Annotated in this window: 16 protein-coding genes; 5 read left to right on the forward strand and 11 right to left on the reverse strand. The window is 34.7% G+C overall.

Annotated elements, in window-relative coordinates; translation table 11 throughout:
* Window positions 1-18: 18 nt before the first annotated feature.
* A complete protein-coding gene (locus tag ACZ47B_RS07995; protein ID WP_464894021.1) occupies window positions 19-1,968 on the forward strand; it encodes a fibronectin type III domain-containing protein in 1,950 nt (649 codons plus the stop codon).
* Between the two features lie 37 nt (window positions 1,969-2,005).
* Here the strand turns inward: ACZ47B_RS07995 and ACZ47B_RS08000 are convergent, their stop codons facing one another.
* The 8 genes from ACZ47B_RS08000 to ACZ47B_RS08035 form a co-directional block, all read right to left on the reverse strand.
* Window positions 2,006-4,147: a methyl-accepting chemotaxis protein gene (locus tag ACZ47B_RS08000; RefSeq protein WP_464894022.1), complete on the reverse strand. Its 2,142-nt coding sequence runs from the start codon at window positions 4,145-4,147 to the stop codon at window positions 2,006-2,008.
* A gap of 181 nt (window positions 4,148-4,328) precedes the next feature.
* Window positions 4,329-5,252, reverse strand: coding sequence for an MBL fold metallo-hydrolase (locus ACZ47B_RS08005; RefSeq protein ID WP_464894023.1), 924 nt, complete (start codon window positions 5,250-5,252; stop codon window positions 4,329-4,331).
* Entirely contained in the window at window positions 5,245-5,487 is a 243-nt protein-coding gene (locus ACZ47B_RS08010; protein WP_464894024.1) for a thioredoxin family protein, read from the reverse strand. Before ACZ47B_RS08010 ends, ACZ47B_RS08005 begins: the two co-directional genes overlap by 8 nt.
* A gap of 10 nt (window positions 5,488-5,497) precedes the next feature.
* Window positions 5,498-6,442: a permease gene (locus tag ACZ47B_RS08015; protein WP_464894025.1), complete on the reverse strand. Its 945-nt coding sequence runs from the start codon at window positions 6,440-6,442 to the stop codon at window positions 5,498-5,500.
* A 3-nt stretch (window positions 6,443-6,445) separates the two neighbouring features.
* On the reverse strand, window positions 6,446-6,850 hold the full coding sequence (locus ACZ47B_RS08020; RefSeq protein ID WP_464894026.1) for an arsenate reductase ArsC: 405 nt from the start codon (window positions 6,848-6,850) through the stop codon (window positions 6,446-6,448).
* 14 nt (window positions 6,851-6,864) lie between these two features.
* Entirely contained in the window at window positions 6,865-8,115 is a 1,251-nt protein-coding gene (locus ACZ47B_RS08025; RefSeq protein WP_464894027.1) for an arsenic transporter, read from the reverse strand.
* Window positions 8,112-8,435: an ArsR/SmtB family transcription factor gene (locus ACZ47B_RS08030; RefSeq protein ID WP_464894028.1), complete on the reverse strand. Its 324-nt coding sequence runs from the start codon at window positions 8,433-8,435 to the stop codon at window positions 8,112-8,114. The genes ACZ47B_RS08025 and ACZ47B_RS08030 overlap by 4 nt, the downstream gene beginning before the upstream one ends.
* 158 nt (window positions 8,436-8,593) lie before the next feature.
* Window positions 8,594-9,148: a fumarylacetoacetate hydrolase family protein gene (locus ACZ47B_RS08035; RefSeq protein ID WP_464894029.1), complete on the reverse strand. Its 555-nt coding sequence runs from the start codon at window positions 9,146-9,148 to the stop codon at window positions 8,594-8,596.
* A gap of 180 nt (window positions 9,149-9,328) precedes the next feature.
* Between ACZ47B_RS08035 and ACZ47B_RS08040 the strand changes: the two genes are divergently transcribed.
* Window positions 9,329-11,302, forward strand: coding sequence for an EAL domain-containing protein (locus tag ACZ47B_RS08040; RefSeq protein ID WP_464894030.1), 1,974 nt, complete (start codon window positions 9,329-9,331; stop codon window positions 11,300-11,302).
* 2 nt (window positions 11,303-11,304) lie between these two features.
* Complete coding sequence (locus ACZ47B_RS08045; RefSeq protein ID WP_464894031.1) at window positions 11,305-12,909, forward strand: cation:proton antiporter; 1,605 nt, start codon at window positions 11,305-11,307, stop codon at window positions 12,907-12,909.
* On the opposite strand, the gene ACZ47B_RS08050 is transcribed toward ACZ47B_RS08045, so the two are convergent.
* From ACZ47B_RS08050 to ACZ47B_RS08060, 3 genes are read right to left on the reverse strand one after another with little or no spacing between them, the layout of a single operon-like run.
* Window positions 12,906-15,155, reverse strand: coding sequence for a methyl-accepting chemotaxis protein (locus ACZ47B_RS08050; protein ID WP_464894032.1), 2,250 nt, complete (start codon window positions 15,153-15,155; stop codon window positions 12,906-12,908). The genes ACZ47B_RS08045 and ACZ47B_RS08050 overlap by 4 nt on opposite strands.
* A 59-nt stretch (window positions 15,156-15,214) precedes the next feature.
* Window positions 15,215-15,811 carry a ribonuclease HII gene (locus tag ACZ47B_RS08055; RefSeq protein WP_464895715.1) on the reverse strand — a complete coding sequence of 199 codons (597 nt, stop codon included), beginning with the start codon at window positions 15,809-15,811 and terminating at the stop codon, window positions 15,215-15,217.
* Window positions 15,762-17,210 carry a DEAD/DEAH box helicase gene (locus tag ACZ47B_RS08060; protein ID WP_464894033.1) on the reverse strand — a complete coding sequence of 483 codons (1,449 nt, stop codon included), beginning with the start codon at window positions 17,208-17,210 and terminating at the stop codon, window positions 15,762-15,764. The genes ACZ47B_RS08055 and ACZ47B_RS08060 overlap by 50 nt, the downstream gene beginning before the upstream one ends.
* A 203-nt stretch (window positions 17,211-17,413) precedes the next feature.
* On the opposite strand from ACZ47B_RS08060, the gene ACZ47B_RS08065 reads away from it, so the two are divergent.
* Both ACZ47B_RS08065 and ACZ47B_RS08070 read left to right on the forward strand, forming a co-directional pair.
* Window positions 17,414-17,650, forward strand: a complete 237-nt coding sequence (locus ACZ47B_RS08065; RefSeq protein WP_464894034.1) for a hypothetical protein — start codon at window positions 17,414-17,416, stop codon at window positions 17,648-17,650.
* Between the two features lie 9 nt (window positions 17,651-17,659).
* Window positions 17,660-17,950 (forward strand): type II toxin-antitoxin system RelE/ParE family toxin, encoded by a 291-nt coding sequence (locus tag ACZ47B_RS08070; protein ID WP_464894035.1) that lies wholly within the window; start codon window positions 17,660-17,662, stop codon window positions 17,948-17,950.
* Window positions 17,951-17,954 lie beyond the last annotated feature (4 nt).

Here is a 17,954-nt window from a genome sequence, read left to right on the forward strand (position 1 = left end):
TAAAAAGGAGACAAACAGGTGAAAAAATTCATACTAATACTCATATCTTTGACACTGTTTTTATGCGGTAAAACACAAAACAGGATCTACCTTTTTGCAAACTCTTCAAGCAATCAGATAGAGTTGAAATGGTTTTTAAAAAACTATGAAAGCGGATATGTCTATAAGATTTACCGTGCAAAAAAAGGTGAAAAACCAAGAGTTATAGCAACTATCAAACCGGCTTCCGTGGGCCAACTAAAAAGAGGGGGGTATGATAACGACTATATCTTTATGATATATCCTTTCAAAGATGTAAAAAACATAGACCAACAAATCTCCATCTTAAAAATAGAGCCGAAGATCTCAGTTTTCAGGACACTTAGAGCCATCCAAAAAAACAGTTTCGCAAAAAATCTCGGTCACTACTTTATAGATAAGATGGTTGATAAAAACTCTTTGTATCTTTACAAAATCGTAGCTTACAAAAACGGCAAAAAAGCGATGGTTAGGATGATCATAGCCACAACAAAGAAATTTCCAAAAGAGAGTGATATCATGTGGGCTATGGCAAAACCGACAGCTCAAGGAGTCGGACTATCATGGGATACAAAAGATGACTTTGCTTTTTACAGTATACACAGAAAACTAAAAGGTGAAAAAAGCTTCAAAAAGATAAACAAACTACCTGTTTATATAAGCAAATCCTTTGCAAAAAAGGCAAGATACCTTTATGTGGATAAGGAGATAAAAGAGTCACAGTTCGCTTCTTATTACATCAAAAAACTTGATATGTTCGGTAAAGAAGGTAAACCTTCTCAAACTATCAGTGTGAAATATACTCTCAAACACCCTGTTCCAAAAGTAAAGCAGTTTTTTACAACTACAACCAAAAAGGGAGTTATCTTAAGATGGAGAAAAGTTAAAAATGCACTTGGCTACAATGTATATAAAAGCCCGACATATACCGGCAAATACTATAAGATAAATAAAAAACCTATAAAAAAAGATTTTTTCCTTGACAAATTCTACAAGCCGGGAAAGTCATCATACTATTTTGTAACGGCTTTAAATCTACACGGCGAGTCTGATCCATCCATGATCATGATGGCATTTTCCAAAGATATAACACCACCCAAACAGCCTACAGGCTTGAAAGCCAAAACAACAGCAGGAAAGGTCAAACTTAACTGGAAACAAAACAAAGAGAAAGATTTGGCGGGATACAGGGTCTATGTCTCGATGGATATGGATAAAAAAGAGTGGAGTCTGGTAAACAAAAAACTCATACGAACAAATCACTTTATCCACAAAAAACCAAAGACTCTAAGTAGATTTCCCTACTACTACAGGATAAGTGCGGTCGATACCACACTAAACGAATCACTGCCTTCTAAAATCATAAAAGTAAAACTTCCCGATGTAACTCCACCAAAACAGCCTGTTTTAAAAGATTATAAAGCCTATGCCAAAAAGATAGTACTTCAATGGGCACAGGTGATAGTGTATGACTTTGATCACTATAATGTCTATAAAAAAGTTGGCAAAAAATGGAAGAGACTAAACAAAAAACCTTTAAAAAAGAGTTACTTTGAAGACAAAAGTGCCAAAATAGGTAAAAATACCTATGCGATAACCGCTGTAGATACCAGCATAAACGAATCAAAGATAAAAAAAGTATACAGCGTGGTCATGACAGACAAGATACCGCCTGAAATTGAAAATTTTACCGTCAAAAAAGTAAAAAACGGGATACTTGTATCATTTAAATGCAAAGACAAAGACTATAACGGTTTTGAAGTTTATAGAAGCAGCGGTGATATCCTACACTATTTCAATGCATCCAATTTCATAAAAAGTAAAAAAAGCTTTCTCGATAAAAATATAGCAAAAAAAGCTCACTATTTTTACAGGGTTGTAGCCTATGACAAAAGCGGGAACGCTTCAAGAAGCAAAGTCATAGATATAAGACTCGGTAAGAAGAAATGATCATATTCAGCAAGAGGAAAAACCTCTTGCTGAAATATTAGTTGGCTTTTTTCTCTCTTATGAGTTGATCTAAAACATCAAAAAGCTTAGCGGAGTTGTTTTCCCAGTCTTGGGCAAGCTTTAGTATCTCTTCGGCTTTGTCGCTGATATGACCTTTTGAGATGATCTCAAGAGTTTCTTTTATGATTTGATGCACTCTTTTGTGAGGCTCTGCTATGGCAGGGAATGATGGAAGTTTTGCAAACTCTTTTTTTGCTTTGTCACTTAGATACCATTTTCCAAGTCTACAGCTTTGTTCATCATCAAAATGAGCATTGCCATCTTCTTGATAGATAGCTTTATATCCTTTTGCTTTAAATATCATATGATCAATTTTAACCAAAGTTATATAAAGTTCATTGCTTATGTCTTCATTTTTCTTTTTGGTTACTCTTGAACTATCTATCAAGTGATCCAAAGTATCTGTAAATGTTGTCAACTTCTCGGTTGACTCGGTTGTGATATGCTCGGTTTTTTCATTACTCTCAAGCATTTCATTTGAGTTTTGTTTTAGGATATTGATATTGGCTTCTATCTCACCTGTTGCTTTTTGGGTTCTTTCAGCTAGTTTTCTAACCTCATCGGCAACCACGGCAAAACCTCTTCCGTGTTCTCCTGCACGCGCTGCTTCTATGGCGGCATTAAGGGCTAAAAGATTGGTTTGGTCAGATATATCTTTTATAAGAGATACGACATTGCTTATCTCTTCGACATTTTCATTTACCTGTTCTGAACTCTGTTTTGCGCCATGCATCATCTCTGCTATGGAGTTTATATTGTCAACAAGTTCTGTAACTCCTTTTTGCACATCAGATACTATAGACTCGGCCTCTTCATTGATATGATTTATCTCCTCTATACTTTCCATGTTGTTTGTAAGAGATGTTTGAACATCAGTAGAGTCATGGATACTTCCGTCTATAAGATCATCAGCCAAAGATGTAAATAGCTTACTTTTTTTAAGATTTTCCTGTGCTACTTTCTCAGCCTGCTGAGCAATTTTTGCTTCTTCTTCGGCTTCTTTTGCCAGTTTTTCAACTTTTTCTATAAATTTGTTGAAACTGTTGATGGCATCTCCTATCTCATCATTGGAGTCGGACTGAATCCTCTTTGAAAGATCCGCATCGCCTTCAGCCAACTCCTTAGCTGTAGCATCGAGATCTTTTATAGGTTTTATGATGGCCCTGTTTAGAATGAAGATGATGAGAAGTACGATAAATATATCTATGAGGGTCATAATTATAACTTGCATAATAACCATATCCTGGGCACTTTTGGCAGCAGCTTTAACTAGATCGCTTTTTATACCCATGAGTGCATATCCCACGGTTTCGTTTTGAAAATTTTTAAGAGGAAAAGCTTTTGTGAAGTATTTATCATCTATGAGGTATTTGGTCATGATAGCTTTTTGAAGGCTAAAGTCTGGCGACATTACATAATTTAAAAAATCCTTATCTATATGCTTTGAACTAGAGAGCGGATATCCTTCTTTTGCCTTTTTTGCCTTTTTAAAGAGTGAGGCATACTTTTTATCCAAAAAGTATAAAAAGTCTATGTGACTCTTTTTAAGTGCTCCTCCAAAATTGTTTATACCGCCATCAAAAGAGAGAATACCTATAAAATCATTGTGGTAAAACATAGGAAAAACACTCTTTAGTCTTAGACCTCTTTTTGACTCTTCAAAAGTTATGAGTGGTTTTTTTGTCTTTAAAACTTCCTGAAAAGCTTTTGAGCTGACATAGCTGTCACCGTATTCATTTGGCTTCCAGGACTTGAATATGGTTTTTAAGGAGGGATTTACTATGAGAACACTTACTTTTTTAAAAGGGGTGTTTTCTCTGTATAGTTTACCGATACCGGCGATTATCCTTCTAAGCGCTACCTTATCATTTGATACAACTGCATCCACGATGGCTCTGTTTCTTGCAAGCTGCATGGCATTTGTAAGCCAAACATTGTTTTTAGACTGGATTTGATTATCAAGATCCACTTTGAACATTTTGGCTTCTTTTTCATAAGTGGAAGTTTCAAGATTTTTAATCGAAACCAAACTCGTACCCACCACTATCAAGATGCCAAGCACTACTGATGCGATAAGTGGTATATGCACCTTTTTTGATATACTTAGATTTTTAAACATAGCTTCCCTTTTTTTACATATTGCCAATAGAAAATTTTATCATCTTTTGCAGATAAAGTAAAGACTTGCTTAAATATTTTATTTACATTGATAAATTATACTTATAAAGCAAAAAGAAAAAATATAATGTTGAGTTATGTTAAGTTTTCGGATACCGTTTTTAAGTGATATCCGAATATTTTCAACCTTGGTCTAGCTGATTGTAGTAGTCTTCGATATTGTGCAGATTTAACTGCTTGTAAAAAGGTATATTTTTCTTTTTATAATTATTATCGGGAAAGTTTTTGGCTATATCACTTGGATCTGCTACATCGTCATACCCTTTTTGAACTACTTTTTTCAAAAGTTTTAGGTATTCCAGTGAATCTTTATAAGAGTTGGCACTAAAGTCATCTCCGTGACCGGCTACTATATGTTTTGCTTTTAGTTTGGATAATTTTTCAAGTGCTTTTATCCATCCGTCAACATTTGAATGCTTTGTGTAGTTCAACATTCTCCCGTTAAAGACCATATTTCCAACAAATAAAAAGCTATCTTTTGGAGAGTATATGGCTATATCGCTTCTCTCTTCACTGACTTTGCTTGGTTTTAAGAGGATAAGAGTTTTTTTACTTCCTTTTATCTTGTATCCGTCATCTACCAAAGTATCTGCCAAGATAACTTTTGTACCTTTTAAAAGCTCAGGTGAGAGTATATGCTTCATCCTCTCAAACTTTTGGGGATTGTTTTTTATATCACTATTTATGGTTTTATGCCCTATGATATTTGCTCCTTTTTCTTTAAAAAAAGAAGCTCCCTGTATCCTGTCATCATGATAGTTTGATAAAACTACTGCTTTTACTTTTTTGTTTGGATACTCTTTTTTTATGAGTGCATAAAACTCTTTGGCAAACTCGTAAGTAGGTCCGGCATCCAAAACAACTATACTATCTCCCATATCGACATAGCACATGTTAGATACAAAGCCTTTGTTTTTCTTATTTGGAGGCGCAAAATCCCCCACAACACAACTTATATCTTTTGTGATTTTTACGGGTTTCAAGTTATATACACCCGCAAAAAGACTGCCCGCAGCTAAAACTGCTATCATAATTTTCTTAAGCATTATTTTCCTTTAGGATATTTACTATCTCATCAACGGTTAAAAGTTTACCGGCACTTATAACTTTGCCATCTACCACAAATCCCGGAGTACTCATCACTCCATACTCCATAATTTTTGCAATATCTTCAACCTTTTCAAGCTGATGAAAACCGCCCACTTGCTTTAGAGCCTCTTTTGTTCGATTTTCAAGCTCTTTACACTTTGCACATCCTGTTCCTAATATCTCTATCTTCATGTTTTTTCTCCTACAATATAAAATTAAACAAATAACCAACTCCAACTATACCAAGACCTACTATACCAAAAAACAGAGCTATAAGCTTTATATGAAGTATCTTTTTTAGGATCATGGCTTCCGGCAAGCTTAAAGCGGTTATAGCCATCATAAAGCTTAGTGCCGTTCCAAGTGCCATGCCTTTGGCTGTTAGTACTTGAACTAGAGGCATGACTCCTGCGGCATTGCTATACATCGGGATACCGGCTAGTACCGCAACCAAAACCGCAAAAGGGTTATCTTTACCTGCCCATTTGGCTATCAAGTCTGAAGGAACATAGCCGTGTATAAAAGCTCCTATGCCAACGCCTATAAGCACATAAAGCCAAATCTTTTTGAATATATCCCAAGTATACTCCCATGCTTCTTTCACTCTCTTTTTAAATGTCATCTCTATCTTAACATCCTCAAGCTCACCTTCAAGCGGTTTTACGGGGATGAGGATATATTTTTCCATATTTAATTTACCTATGAAATATCCTCCAAAAATCGCTACAAAAAGACCAAATCCTATATAAATAGCCGTTATCTTCCATCCAAAAAGTCCAAACAGAAGAGCTATGGCGATTTCATTGTTCATAGGTGAACTGATAAGAAAACTAAAAGTAACTCCAAGAGGGATTCGTGCTTGAACAAATCCCAAAAAGAGAGGAATCGCCGAACAACTGCAAAATGGTGTTACTATCCCAAAAAGTGCCGCTAAGACATTGCCGTAAAATTCACTCTTTCCATGCAAATGAGCTCTTACATACTCGGTGTTAAAGTGTGTTCTAAGATATGATACTACAAATATGATAACTATAAGTAAAAACCATATCTTAATCGTATCATATATGAAAAAATTTACCGTATCGTTTACCTTACCACTTAGCCCCATCAAATTGAGTGTCAAGTAGTCAACTGTCTCTTTCCACACTTTTTATACCTCTTTTAAAGCTTCTTGCACTTTTGGCAATAACTCTTTTTTTATCTTCTCATAAGTTTTCTCAAACTCACTATACTCTTTTCCATCAGGATCTTCAAAACCTACATGTATCTTTTTAACAGGCTTTGGGAACATAGGACAACTCTCTTTTGCATGATCGCAAACTGTAACTACAAGATCAAAGTCTATATCCGATACCTCATCTAAATGCTTTGAGTGATAACTCTTATCCCAACAGCCATGCTCCTCTAAGACTCTTTTTGCATTTGGATTGACTTTGCCGGTTGGTTTTACTCCAGCACTAAAGGCTTTAACATTATCGAGGTATTTATTTATTAACGCTTCACCTATGATACTTCTGCAACTGTTGCCTGTACACATCACCAAAACTTTTTTCATTTTTTCTTTTCCTTTTATAAACTTAGTAAAACGATTAATAAAACTGGTGGAGTAACAATAAGTCCAAACTTACTGTACTGCCAAAATGTTATCTTTACCCCTTTTTTGCTTAGGACATGTAGCCAAAGGAGTGTGGCAAGTGAGCCAAAAGGGGTCATCTTTGGTCCTAAGTTACATCCTATGATATTGGCATAAGCCAAGGCTTGATTTGGTACATGCTGCAAGGCTATATCCATGATCATCACTGTAGGCATATTGTTCATCACAGCACTTAATATGGCACTTATAAAACCTGTACCTACTACCGCTATGGTATCTCCTTGGCTTGAGAGTTGATGCAAGATGGCAGCAAGATAATCTGTAAGACCGGCATTTTTTAAACCATAAACTACTATATACAAACCTATACTAAACCAAACAACTTGCCAAGGAGCTGTTTTAATGGTAAGCCAAACTTTTGCATTTTTGGTATATCCGGCGATGAGCAAAAAGATTAGACCTCCACCAAGAGCAAATACACTTACCGGTACATGATAAATATCTCCTATGAAGTACCCCGCAAGTAAAATCACCAAAAAAAACCAGGAGAACTTAAAAAGCATTTTTGACTTTAAAACATCATCCGGATTTTTTAGCAAATGGATATCAACTTGTTTTGGTATATCTTTTCTTAAAAGTAGCCATAAAAAAGCTATGGAGACAAAAGTGCTGACTATATAAGGTATAAACATATTTTTTATATACTCGATAAATCCTATATGAAAGTAATCAACCGTTACAATGTTGGTTAGATTTGAAAAAACAAAAGGCAAAGATGCACTATCACTTATAAATCCACCTGCAAGTACAAAAGCTATGATAGTTTTTGCATCTAATTTTAAGATTCTCATCTTTGCTAAAAGTATGGGTGTTAGTATCAAAGCTGCTCCGTCATTGGCAAAAAGCGCCGCAACAAATGAGCCTAGCAGCAAAGAGTAAACAAACATCAAGTTACCGTTACCTTTAGAGAGTCTTGCCATTTTGATAGCACACCACTCAAAAAAGCCTATCTCATCAAGCACCATAGATAAAAGTATGATACCGACAAACGCCAAAGTAGCATCCCAAACTATACTAACAACTGTTAGAATGTCATCAAAACTTACAATTCCCAAAAGATATGTCAAAACCGCACCTATAACGGCAGTCGTTCCTATCTGTAACCCTTTTGGCTGCCATATAACAAACAAAAGTGTTATAAGAAACAAAGATATGGCAAGTATCATTTTTTATCCTCATCCAATACACAAGTTTTTTTAAAAGTCGGAACTTCTATATCAAGAAAACTTATCTCTTTTATAGCACTTTGCCTAAACTCATCCAAAGGCTCTCTTATACTGTAGTATGCCCACCTGCCTATCCTCTCCACTCTTAAAAATCCGCCCTCTTTTAAAATCTTCAAGTGTCTTGAAACTCTTGATTGAATCATATCGAAAGAGTTTTCTATATCACATACACACACTTTTTTGTATATGTGTATGAATTTAAGGATTTTGACCCTTGTTTCGTCATTTAAAGAACCGATGGTTTTTAAAAAAGTTTCCATTTTTTAAATCCTTTTTATAAATAGGACATTGTAGCATAAATATATCCAGATATCAATATAATTTGATATGAAGTAAAGCAGTTTATAGTCGATAGATGAAAAAAATAGTATTTAATTTTAAAAGCTTGAATTCTTTTGCAAGCTACTTTTTTATCTTTTTACTCTACCGTCCACTCTTTTTGGATGATGATTTCATCTTTATACAAAATTTGACCTAAGAACTTATCGCCTTTTTTATACTTTCCTACTCCTTTTGGAGTACCACTCATCACTATGTCGCCATCTTGAAGAGTCATGAAACTCTCTATCTCTTGAAGTATGGCTTGAGGTTTATATATCATCAAGCTTACTCCACCGTTTTGAACTAAGTTGTTATTTATATAGAGTTTTACCGCTAGTTCATTTATATCCCCTTCAAATGGAAAAAATTCACTAAAAACTGCCGCACCGTCAAAGCTTTTTGCCCTCTCCCAAGGTAAACCTTTGGACTTTAGATAACTTTGAAGCTCTCTTTTGGTCAAATCCAGTCCAAAACCTACTCCTGCGATTTTTTTATCCATTATCAAAAAACTTATCTCACCTTCATAGTGATTGTCTTCACTAATATATCCAAGTTCATTGCTTATGGCAGAGTTTGGCTTACAAAAAAGCACCATATTGTCAGGCATTTCATTGCCAAGTTCTTGTATGTGTTCTACATAGTTCCTTCCCACACAAACTACTTTGGGTGGGTATATTTTTTGTTGTTTAAAGAAGACGTGGTTCATTTTCTATCCTTTGCGCATATTGTATCAATTGATTTCTTAAAAATTAAGATGAAACTGTGCGTTTTTTGATATAATGGTTGGAATAGTTATTTGTGTAATAAAAATGTGTCATTTTAAGGATAAATTGTGGACAGGTTCATATCGAAAAATATCTTATACCTTATCATTGTTATATTTTTAGCTGCCATGCTTGTTCAAATCTTTACCACTTTGTGGCAGAACAAACAAGAGCAGTATAAAATGACGCTAGAACACAACAGAGTACTCTCCGACTATGCCATGGCAAACAGAATATACTATCAAAATCTCTATCTAAAAGGCATCATACCACTTACAAAAGAGACACTAAAAGGGCTTCCTGCTTATAGCTCACCCATAATATCCAAAAAATTTTCAGATATAAACAAAGAACATATAGAAGTCAAAACGGTTTCTGATATTCCACGAAATCCCAAAAATATGGCTGATCGCTTTGAACTGTCAGCTATAAAAACTTTCAAGACCGACCCTGCTAAAAAAGAGTATTTTAAAGAGTATGAAAACTTTTATCAGTATGCAATTGCTTTGAAGATAAGACCATCTTGCCTGAAATGTCACGGAAAGATAGAGAATGCTCCAAAATTTATCCAAAAAAACTACAAAAATGCATACAATTACAAAGTTGGTGATATTAGAGGTGTACTTAGCATAAAAATCCCAAAATTTCATATGCAAAAATACTTTACCAAACTTACATTGTTTGAAATCACAAAAAATGTCATACTATTTTCCGTACTGATGGTATTGGTACTTTATATATCCAGAAAAAACCGCAGATTTAGTAAAATCCTTGAAAAAATGGTTGAAGAAAAAACAAAAGAGTTGCAAAACCAAGAAGAACAGATACGATATATCAGCCAGCATGACGAATTGACAGGACTTCCAAACAGAATATGCCTTAAAGAGGATTTGAAATCCTGCGATATAGGCAAGATGGCTTATATAAACATAGATGACTTTAAAAATATAAATGACTTCTACGGTATAAAAACAGGAGATATCGTTCTTAAAGAGTATGCTTCGTATCTAAAAAATCTTGCAAAAGTATATGATATAAGTGTCTATAAACTCCCATCAGATGAATTTGCACTGTTTTGCCATAAAAATGTTGAAAACAAACTATTCTTAAGCAATATCAAAAAAATCGTACGGAAATTAAACAGTAAAGTTTTTTTGGTAAATTCTCAAGAGATCACACTCTCTTCGGCAGTCGGCATCAGTTTCGAGAAAGAGCAGATAATGAGCAAAACCGATATAGCACTCAAAAAAGCGAAAAAAGAAAATAAAGAATTGGTAATTTACAATAAAGATGACAATATTGAGCTTAAGATAGAACATAACTTCAAGATGATAAAAAAGATAAAAGATGCCCTGAAAAACGACAGGATAGTGCCGTATTTTCAACCTATATACGATATCAAAACACAAACTGTCACCAAGTTTGAATCCCTCGCAAGACTTATAGATGATGACGGCTCGATAGTCTCTCCGTATAACTTCCTGAATATCGCCAAAAAAGCGAGGCTTTATCCAAATATTACCGAAATCATCATCAAAAAAACTTTTGATACCGCTTTGAGATACCCAGATGTCTCTTTTTCGATAAATCTCTCCTCTATGGATATGAACAATGAAAAGACTATACAATTCATAAAAGCATCTTTTAAGAGGTTGAAAAGTCCGGAGAAGATAGTGTTTGAGATATTAGAAAGTGAAAGTATAGAAAACTATGAAAGCATAAATCGCTTTATAAGTGATTTTAAAAATACTGGATATAAATTTGCCATAGATGATTTTGGTAGCGGATACTCGAACTTTGCACACTTGATAGAGTTAAATATCGATTTTATTAAGATTGATGCTTCGCTTATAAAAAATATCCATACAGATAAAAAATCATATGAAACAGTCAAAACCATTGTAGCTTTTGCAAAAACCATCAATGTTAAAACCATAGCCGAATATGTCGAGTCAAAAGAGATACTTGACAAGATAACCCATCTGAATATAGATTTTGCCCAGGGCTACTATATAGGAAAACCGGATCCAAAGATAGGCTGACAATGCAACATGTCCTTCAAGTCATCCTTCTAGTCATCCTGGTATCTACACTACTAAATATCATACTAAAAAAGATAGCTTTACCTACTATCATAGGATATATCTTCACAGGCATTTTTATAGTCAATTTTTATAAAGTCGGCTTTCATAACAAGGAGATACTTGATGGAGTATCCGAATTTGGCATAGTTTTTCTGATGTTCACCATAGGGCTTGAATTTTCCATAACCATCCTGACTTCCATGAAAAAAGAGGTTTTTTTATATGGTATCTTACAGATGGGCACTGTTTCACTTGTGATAACTTTTCTACTAAACTACTTTTTTGGCATAGAATTTAAAAGCGCTCTTATCATAGGAAGTGCTCTATCTTTGTCATCAACTGCCATAGTCATAAAAATACTCAATGAAAAAAAAGATTTACAAAGGCAATATGGTAGAAAATCTTTGGGAATTTTGCTTTTTCAAGATATTGCCGTAATCCCACTTTTTATCATGATAAGCATATTTGCAAACAATTCAAGCAGCATATCAAGCTTACTATGGCAGACACTTTATGGGGCTGTTGTAGTTGTAGTGGTGATTTATATCATAGGAAGATATCTTTTAAACTATATACTAAGTTATATAACTTCACTCAAAACTTATGAGATTTTTATAGCGACTCTCTTTTTTATCATAGTAGGCAGTTCATATATGGCTCATTACTATGGTTTTTCATACTCACTGGGGGCATTTTTGGCTGGCATCATGATATCCGAAACAAAGTTCAAATACCAGGTTGAAGCAGATATGGTGCCTTTTAGAGATATCCTGCTTGGAGTTTTTTTCATAACTGTCGGTATGCAGATAGATATAACGGTTTTGAAAGATTATTTTTTCATTATCATAGGCATAACACTATCTGTGATGATTTTAAAATTTATTATTTTATACTTTGTACTACATTTTTTTACACAAAAAAGAACGGCTTTCAAAACTGCACTTGCCCTTTCTCAAGTCGGTGAATTTGCCATCGTTGTATTTGAACTCGCATCATCTTCAAGCCTTATTGATAAAACTTTTACACAACTCTTGATAATTTCGGTTGTTTCTTCCATGATCATTTCACCTTTTGTAATAAATCATATAAGATACCTAAGCGACATCATTTTAAAAGAGGATGAAAAAGAGTTACTTCACATAGATTCGACAAAATTGAAAAAACATATCATTGTATGCGGATACGGAAGGCTTGGGAGGATCATCGCAAAAAAACTTCAAAAAAGAGATATAGATTTTATCATCATCGAACATGACATTCAACTTGTAAAAGATGCTATCAAAGAAGGAATGCTTGCCATATTCGGCAATGCGGCACTGCCAAGCATACTAAAAGCAGTCAATGCAAAAGAAGCCATCTCTGCCATAGTTGCCATAGATAATGAAGAAAAACTCTACATAGTTTGCCAATCCCTAAGAGAACACTCAAAAGAGATAAACATCATAGCCAATGTCAAAGATAAACAAACCAAAGAGCTGATCGCCAAAAGCGCTGATCACATCTTGTACGAACCTGACAATACAGCTGATTTGCTTGTCAAAGAAGCTTTAAGCTGTAAAAATTAACTTTTCATATCTCTTAGTTTTTTCATTTCCACTCTTAATTCATCCAAAAGAGTATATAGCTCATAACTGGCTTTTTCCATCTCTTTAAAGTTTTCAACAATGATATCTTCATTTTCGATGCGTTTATCCTCTTTTTTGAAAAATTTCAAGTTTTGCAAGACTTTATTGTGGACTATCTTGTGCGGAGCGTCTATCTTAGCATATGACGGAGCTTTTCCAAATATTCTCTTACCTTCGTTATGATACCAAATGCCAAGCCTACAGTGGTCACTATCGCTGAACTTTGCATTTTTATCTGCATTTACTACCGCATTATAAGCATTTGCCTTGTATATTATATGATCTATCTTCACCATTATAAGAAATACTTGATTTTTCATATCTTCAGTAAGCATGGAAGCTTCTTTGGAATTTTTCTCAAGTTCTTGCATAGTATCTTTGTACTCTTCTACGATCTTGGCAACACCGTCCGATACCTTCATCATATTTTGGGATTTGGCAACTATATCACTGGTTTCTTGCTTCATGCTGTTTATGGATACGTTTATCTCACTTGTCGCTTTTTGTGTTCTCTCCGCAAGCTTTCTAACCTCATCGGCAACTACCGCAAAACCTCTTCCATGCTCTCCGGCGCGCGCCGCTTCTATGGCTGCATTTAAAGAAAGAAGATTTGTCTGTTCGGCTATATCTTTGATGAGATCGACTATGGAAGTGATACTGTTGCTCATTTCATCAAGTTCGTTGATCGTTACGTTAGAATCATTGATCTGTTCGGAAAGGATTTGCATATTTTCCAAAATCTGCTCCAGCACACTCAAGCTCTTTGTTGACTGGCTGCTTGTATTTTCTGAACTGTTCAACACTGTATCAAGGTCTTTGATGAGATTTTCAGTTTCATTTTGTATCAAAGCCAAACCTTTTCCTACATCCCCTACCGATCTTACTTTTGCACTAAAAGCTATGGCCTTTTGTCTATCACTGGCATCTTTCATAGCTTCTATACCGTTTTGCACCATATGGATTGCTGTAGCGAACTCTCCTTTCAATCCGCCATCTACCAGTTTTTCAGAAAAGTCACCTTTGGCCGCTTTGTCAACCGAGCTGTTTATCCTGCCTATAACATCTTTGATGGTGCAAACCAATATATGAAGCTCTCTTGTTATGATATCCATCTCATTTCTAACTTTTTTTCTTCTATCAACCACCACGGAGAAGTCACCTCTGTTGACGATAGCGATAACTCTTTTGAACCTGTCTATGGATATGAGTATAGAATTTATAACATTTTTTGATATAAAAGCTATAAGCAAAAGTATAAACAATGAAACCAAAGAGATGACGATCATCTCCGTCATGACTTTTCTTGCAATTTCATTGGAGGTTTTTACAAGTATATCATCCAGGTAATTTTCCATCTTTTTTAACAGGTTTATCTTTTTAGTGATGGTTCTAAACCAGTAGGTGGCATCTACACTAAAGTTACTACTTTTCGATAAAGCTATGTTTCTCATCCTGTCAACTTCTTGGAATGATTTTTTACTGCTTAAGTTCTTGTAAAAGTGTAATACATCCTTGCTTGAAGTAGTTTCAAAAAGATGTAAAAGTACCTTTTGTTGAGAAACGACGGATATGAATTTGTTTTGCAAAAACGGAGTAAACGAATCTCTTGCAAAAACACCTGAAAGAACCGCTCTTTCTATACCGGCTCTCTCTTTAGCAGTGATAAAAAGTATCATAGAATTCATCTCGTTTCTTACTTTTGGAAGCTTTGGTAAAGTGGAAAATCTTGCTATGGTATCCAAGATGGTTTTGTTTAAATTTGTGTAGTAACCTACTTCATCTTTTGTGGTAATCGATAGTGATATGACTTTTTGTCTTATCTCTTTTAGTCTGGAAAAATCTATGGATTTTTTAGCCGCTTGTATATAAGAATTGTCATTGGAGTGTATAAAACTTTTTAAAATGGCAAGTTTTTTATCTGTACTTTTTTTCTGCTTTTCAAGTATAGTGCCAAATTTTTTTCCTTTGGAGTTCAAAAAACCTGCACTAGCACCTCTCTCTTTTTGAAGCTCATGCACAACGTCGCTTAGTTTTACCGACAATTCAACCACTTTTATGGTTTCTTTTGAATTTTTAAATATGTTGTACTGAGATATAAAAACAGATACGGCATACACAAAGATCGTAACTATCGATAGGACACTAAGTACGATCAGTCTCTTTTTAATCGTCATATTTTTAAACATACACAAACTCCTTGACAGTTATAATGGTTATTTTAGATTATTATAATAGCATAAAAATGTTAAAAGAGTGTACCTTGTCGTAAACTTTTTATATAAAAACTTCTTCTGTGGAGTGAGCAGTAACCCATTTTTTTTATCATATCGATATGTTCTTTGGTACCGTAACCTTTGTGTTTCTCAAAGCCGAACCCGGGAAATTCTTTTGAGATTTTTATCATATATCTGTCTCTGCTTACTTTTGCAAGGATACTAGCTGCACTCACCTCAGCTACTTTTGCATCGGCTTTTATCATCCACTTCACCCCTTCTACCCCAAAGTTCGTATTGCCGTCCATTAAAACAGTGTGATTTTTAAAATATTCTTTTATCTCTTTTATGGAATTGTAAAGGGCTTTTGATAAACCTATCTTGTCTATGGTGTGGTTATCGGTAAAAATTATCTTGTAGTATGAGTTTTGTTTTATGATTTCAAAGAGTTCTTCTCTTTTTTTAGCAGTTAATTTTTTGGAGTCATCAAGCCCTTTTATATCGGTTTTCAACACGACTCCGGCTACGACAAGAGGTCCGGCAAGGCAACCCCTGCCGGCTTCATCTATGCCACAAAGATTATCTTCTTCGGCTTCTGCTTCGACTGTTTCTGTTTCGGCTTCTACCATCTCTTCTGCCTCTTTGGTTCTTGTTTCTTTTGTCATTATCTTTAAATTTTTCCAAAAGTCTTTTTGCCTCTTTTTCGCTGAAACCTATATGCTCAGGTCCTTTTGAAGAGTGTTTCGAAAGTAGTAAAGATATGGCTTTTAGGGCAATCTCGCTGATATCGCCCTCTTGTTGCAAGCTAGAGAGTATGATACTTGCTTCATCTTTTATATCGGCTTTTACTATCTCGCTTGTCAAGTCATTTAACTCTTTTTCTTGCAAGTCAAAAGATGAAGGTATAGTTTTTAGCTTTATAGGAGCGCCCATACTTTTTTGGATCCTAAGCAATTCTTTAAACTCCATAGGTGCTATAAGAGTTATGGCTTCACCTTTTACTCCCGCTCTTCCTGTTCTTCCGACTCTATGCACATAACTTTCAGGATCAAAAGGTATATGGTAGTTAAAAACATGGCTTACGCCCTTTACATCAAGTCCTCTTGCCGCTACATCGGTAGCTACTAAGATATTGACTTTGGAGTTTCTAAAATTCTTGATAACTTCGTCTCTTGCTCTTTGGTCCATATCCCCATGAAGTCCCTTGGCATCATAACCTCTGGATATAAGAGTATCTGCAAGCCTGTCAACTTCTATCTTCATTCTGCAAAATATGATGGCTTTATCGGGATCGCTGTGATCTATAAGTCTTATAAGGGCATCGGTTCTCTCTTTCTCCTCTATCACATAGTAGCTCTGCTCTATATCTTTGTTCGTTGCATTATCTTTGTCGACTATGCTTACGGTTGCCGGATTGTCAAGTATCTTTTCAGCCAAAAGCTTTATGGGTTTTGGCATGGTAGCTGAGCAGAGTATGGTTTGTCTGTTTTGAGGAAGATAGGAAAATATATCTTTTATATCTTCTAAAAATCCCATATCGAGCATCTCATCCGCTTCGTCAAGGACTACTATCTCAGGATTGAAATCCCTCAATCTTTTGCTGCTAAGCAGGTCTTTAAGTCTTCCCGGAGTCGCTACGACTATGTTCGCACCTCTTTTTATAAGATCAAGCTGCCTTGAGTAAGAACTTCCCCCGTAAACCGTTACTGTTTTTATACCTGCATACTTTCCAAGGTTATACAGCTCATCTGCTACTTGGGTAGCAAGTTCTCTTGTAGGGGTTATGACTAAAAGTCCCACGCCTTTATAACCTGATATCTTATCCATGGCAGGAAGCCCGAAAGCTGCAGTTTTACCTGTTCCGGTATTTGCCTGAGCTACCAAGTCTCTTCCCTCTTTTATAATAGGTATAGCTTTTGCCTGAATGGGACTAGGAACTTTAAAACCGGCATTAAGTATGCCTTTGTTTATCTCGTCTTTAAAACCAAATTCTAAAAATTGGCTTTGTATGGTTGAATCTTGTTGCATTGATTCTCTTTATGTTAAATTTTAATCCAAACCGTCATTCTCAAAGTCGGGATCAAAATGTTCTGAAAAAAACAAAGAGTGCATCGATAAAGAAGTTGTAGCTTGAATTAAGTGGTCGCATTATACCTTAAAGTTTTAAATAAGTCAAAATTTAGGTATAATTCCGATATGGTAAATATGATATCAAGATAAAAGGAAGTATTATGATAGAGTTATCGATACAAGAACCAAAGATAGAGCAATTTTTTAATAATTCAAAAGATGAGATTCTTAAAGCTCTAAGGTTTATCGTAGATAATAATATTAAAGATTTTAAAATAAATCAAAAAACATTAGAGCTGTCAAACGAACAAAAAAAAGAGTTAAATTCAAGAATTTCATCATTTCACGACAATCCGTCAGTAGGTCATTCTTGGGATGAGATTAAAAATAATCTATAAAGATAACTTATGGATATAAAACTACATCCAAAAGCTGAAAAGGATTTGCAAGAAGCATTAAATTACTATCATAGAATAGATACAAATTTGAAAGAAAAGTTTATATATTGTTTAGATTTAACTTTCAATAAAATATTAAATTTTCCAAATTTATATCCATATGAAACAAAAACATCACAAAAAGTATTAATGGACAAATTTCCCTATATCATTATATATGAACAATACAAGAATATTATCATGATATTGGCGATATTTCATACGAGCAGAAATCCAACCAATTTAAAAGATAGAGCATAGTCCC

This window comes from Thiofractor thiocamini (assembly GCF_055384375.1).

Excerpts from the sequence above, each read along its gene's own strand:
- ACZ47B_RS08000 (WP_464894022.1), bottom strand. The coding sequence starts at position 4,147 with ATGTTTAAAAATCTAAGTATATCAAAAAAGGTGCATATACCACTTATC.
- ACZ47B_RS08005 (WP_464894023.1), bottom strand. The coding sequence starts at position 5,252 with ATGCTTAAGAAAATTATGATAGCAGTTTTAGCTGCGGGCAGTCTTTTT.
- ACZ47B_RS08010 (WP_464894024.1), bottom strand. The coding sequence starts at position 5,487 with ATGAAGATAGAGATATTAGGAACAGGATGTGCAAAGTGTAAAGAGCTT.
- ACZ47B_RS08020 (WP_464894026.1), bottom strand. The coding sequence starts at position 6,850 with ATGAAAAAAGTTTTGGTGATGTGTACAGGCAACAGTTGCAGAAGTATC.
- ACZ47B_RS08025 (WP_464894027.1), bottom strand. The coding sequence starts at position 8,115 with ATGATACTTGCCATATCTTTGTTTCTTATAACACTTTTGTTTGTTATA.
- ACZ47B_RS08030 (WP_464894028.1), bottom strand. The coding sequence starts at position 8,435 with ATGGAAACTTTTTTAAAAACCATCGGTTCTTTAAATGACGAAACAAGG.
- ACZ47B_RS08045 (WP_464894031.1), top strand. The coding sequence starts at position 11,305 with ATGCAACATGTCCTTCAAGTCATCCTTCTAGTCATCCTGGTATCTACA.
- ACZ47B_RS08050 (WP_464894032.1), bottom strand. The coding sequence starts at position 15,155 with ATGTTTAAAAATATGACGATTAAAAAGAGACTGATCGTACTTAGTGTC.
- ACZ47B_RS08055 (WP_464895715.1), bottom strand. The coding sequence starts at position 15,811 with ATGGTAGAAGCCGAAACAGAAACAGTCGAAGCAGAAGCCGAAGAAGAT.
- ACZ47B_RS08060 (WP_464894033.1), bottom strand. The coding sequence starts at position 17,210 with ATGCAACAAGATTCAACCATACAAAGCCAATTTTTAGAATTTGGTTTT.
- ACZ47B_RS08065 (WP_464894034.1), top strand. The coding sequence starts at position 17,414 with ATGATAGAGTTATCGATACAAGAACCAAAGATAGAGCAATTTTTTAAT.
- ACZ47B_RS08070 (WP_464894035.1), top strand. The coding sequence starts at position 17,660 with ATGGATATAAAACTACATCCAAAAGCTGAAAAGGATTTGCAAGAAGCA.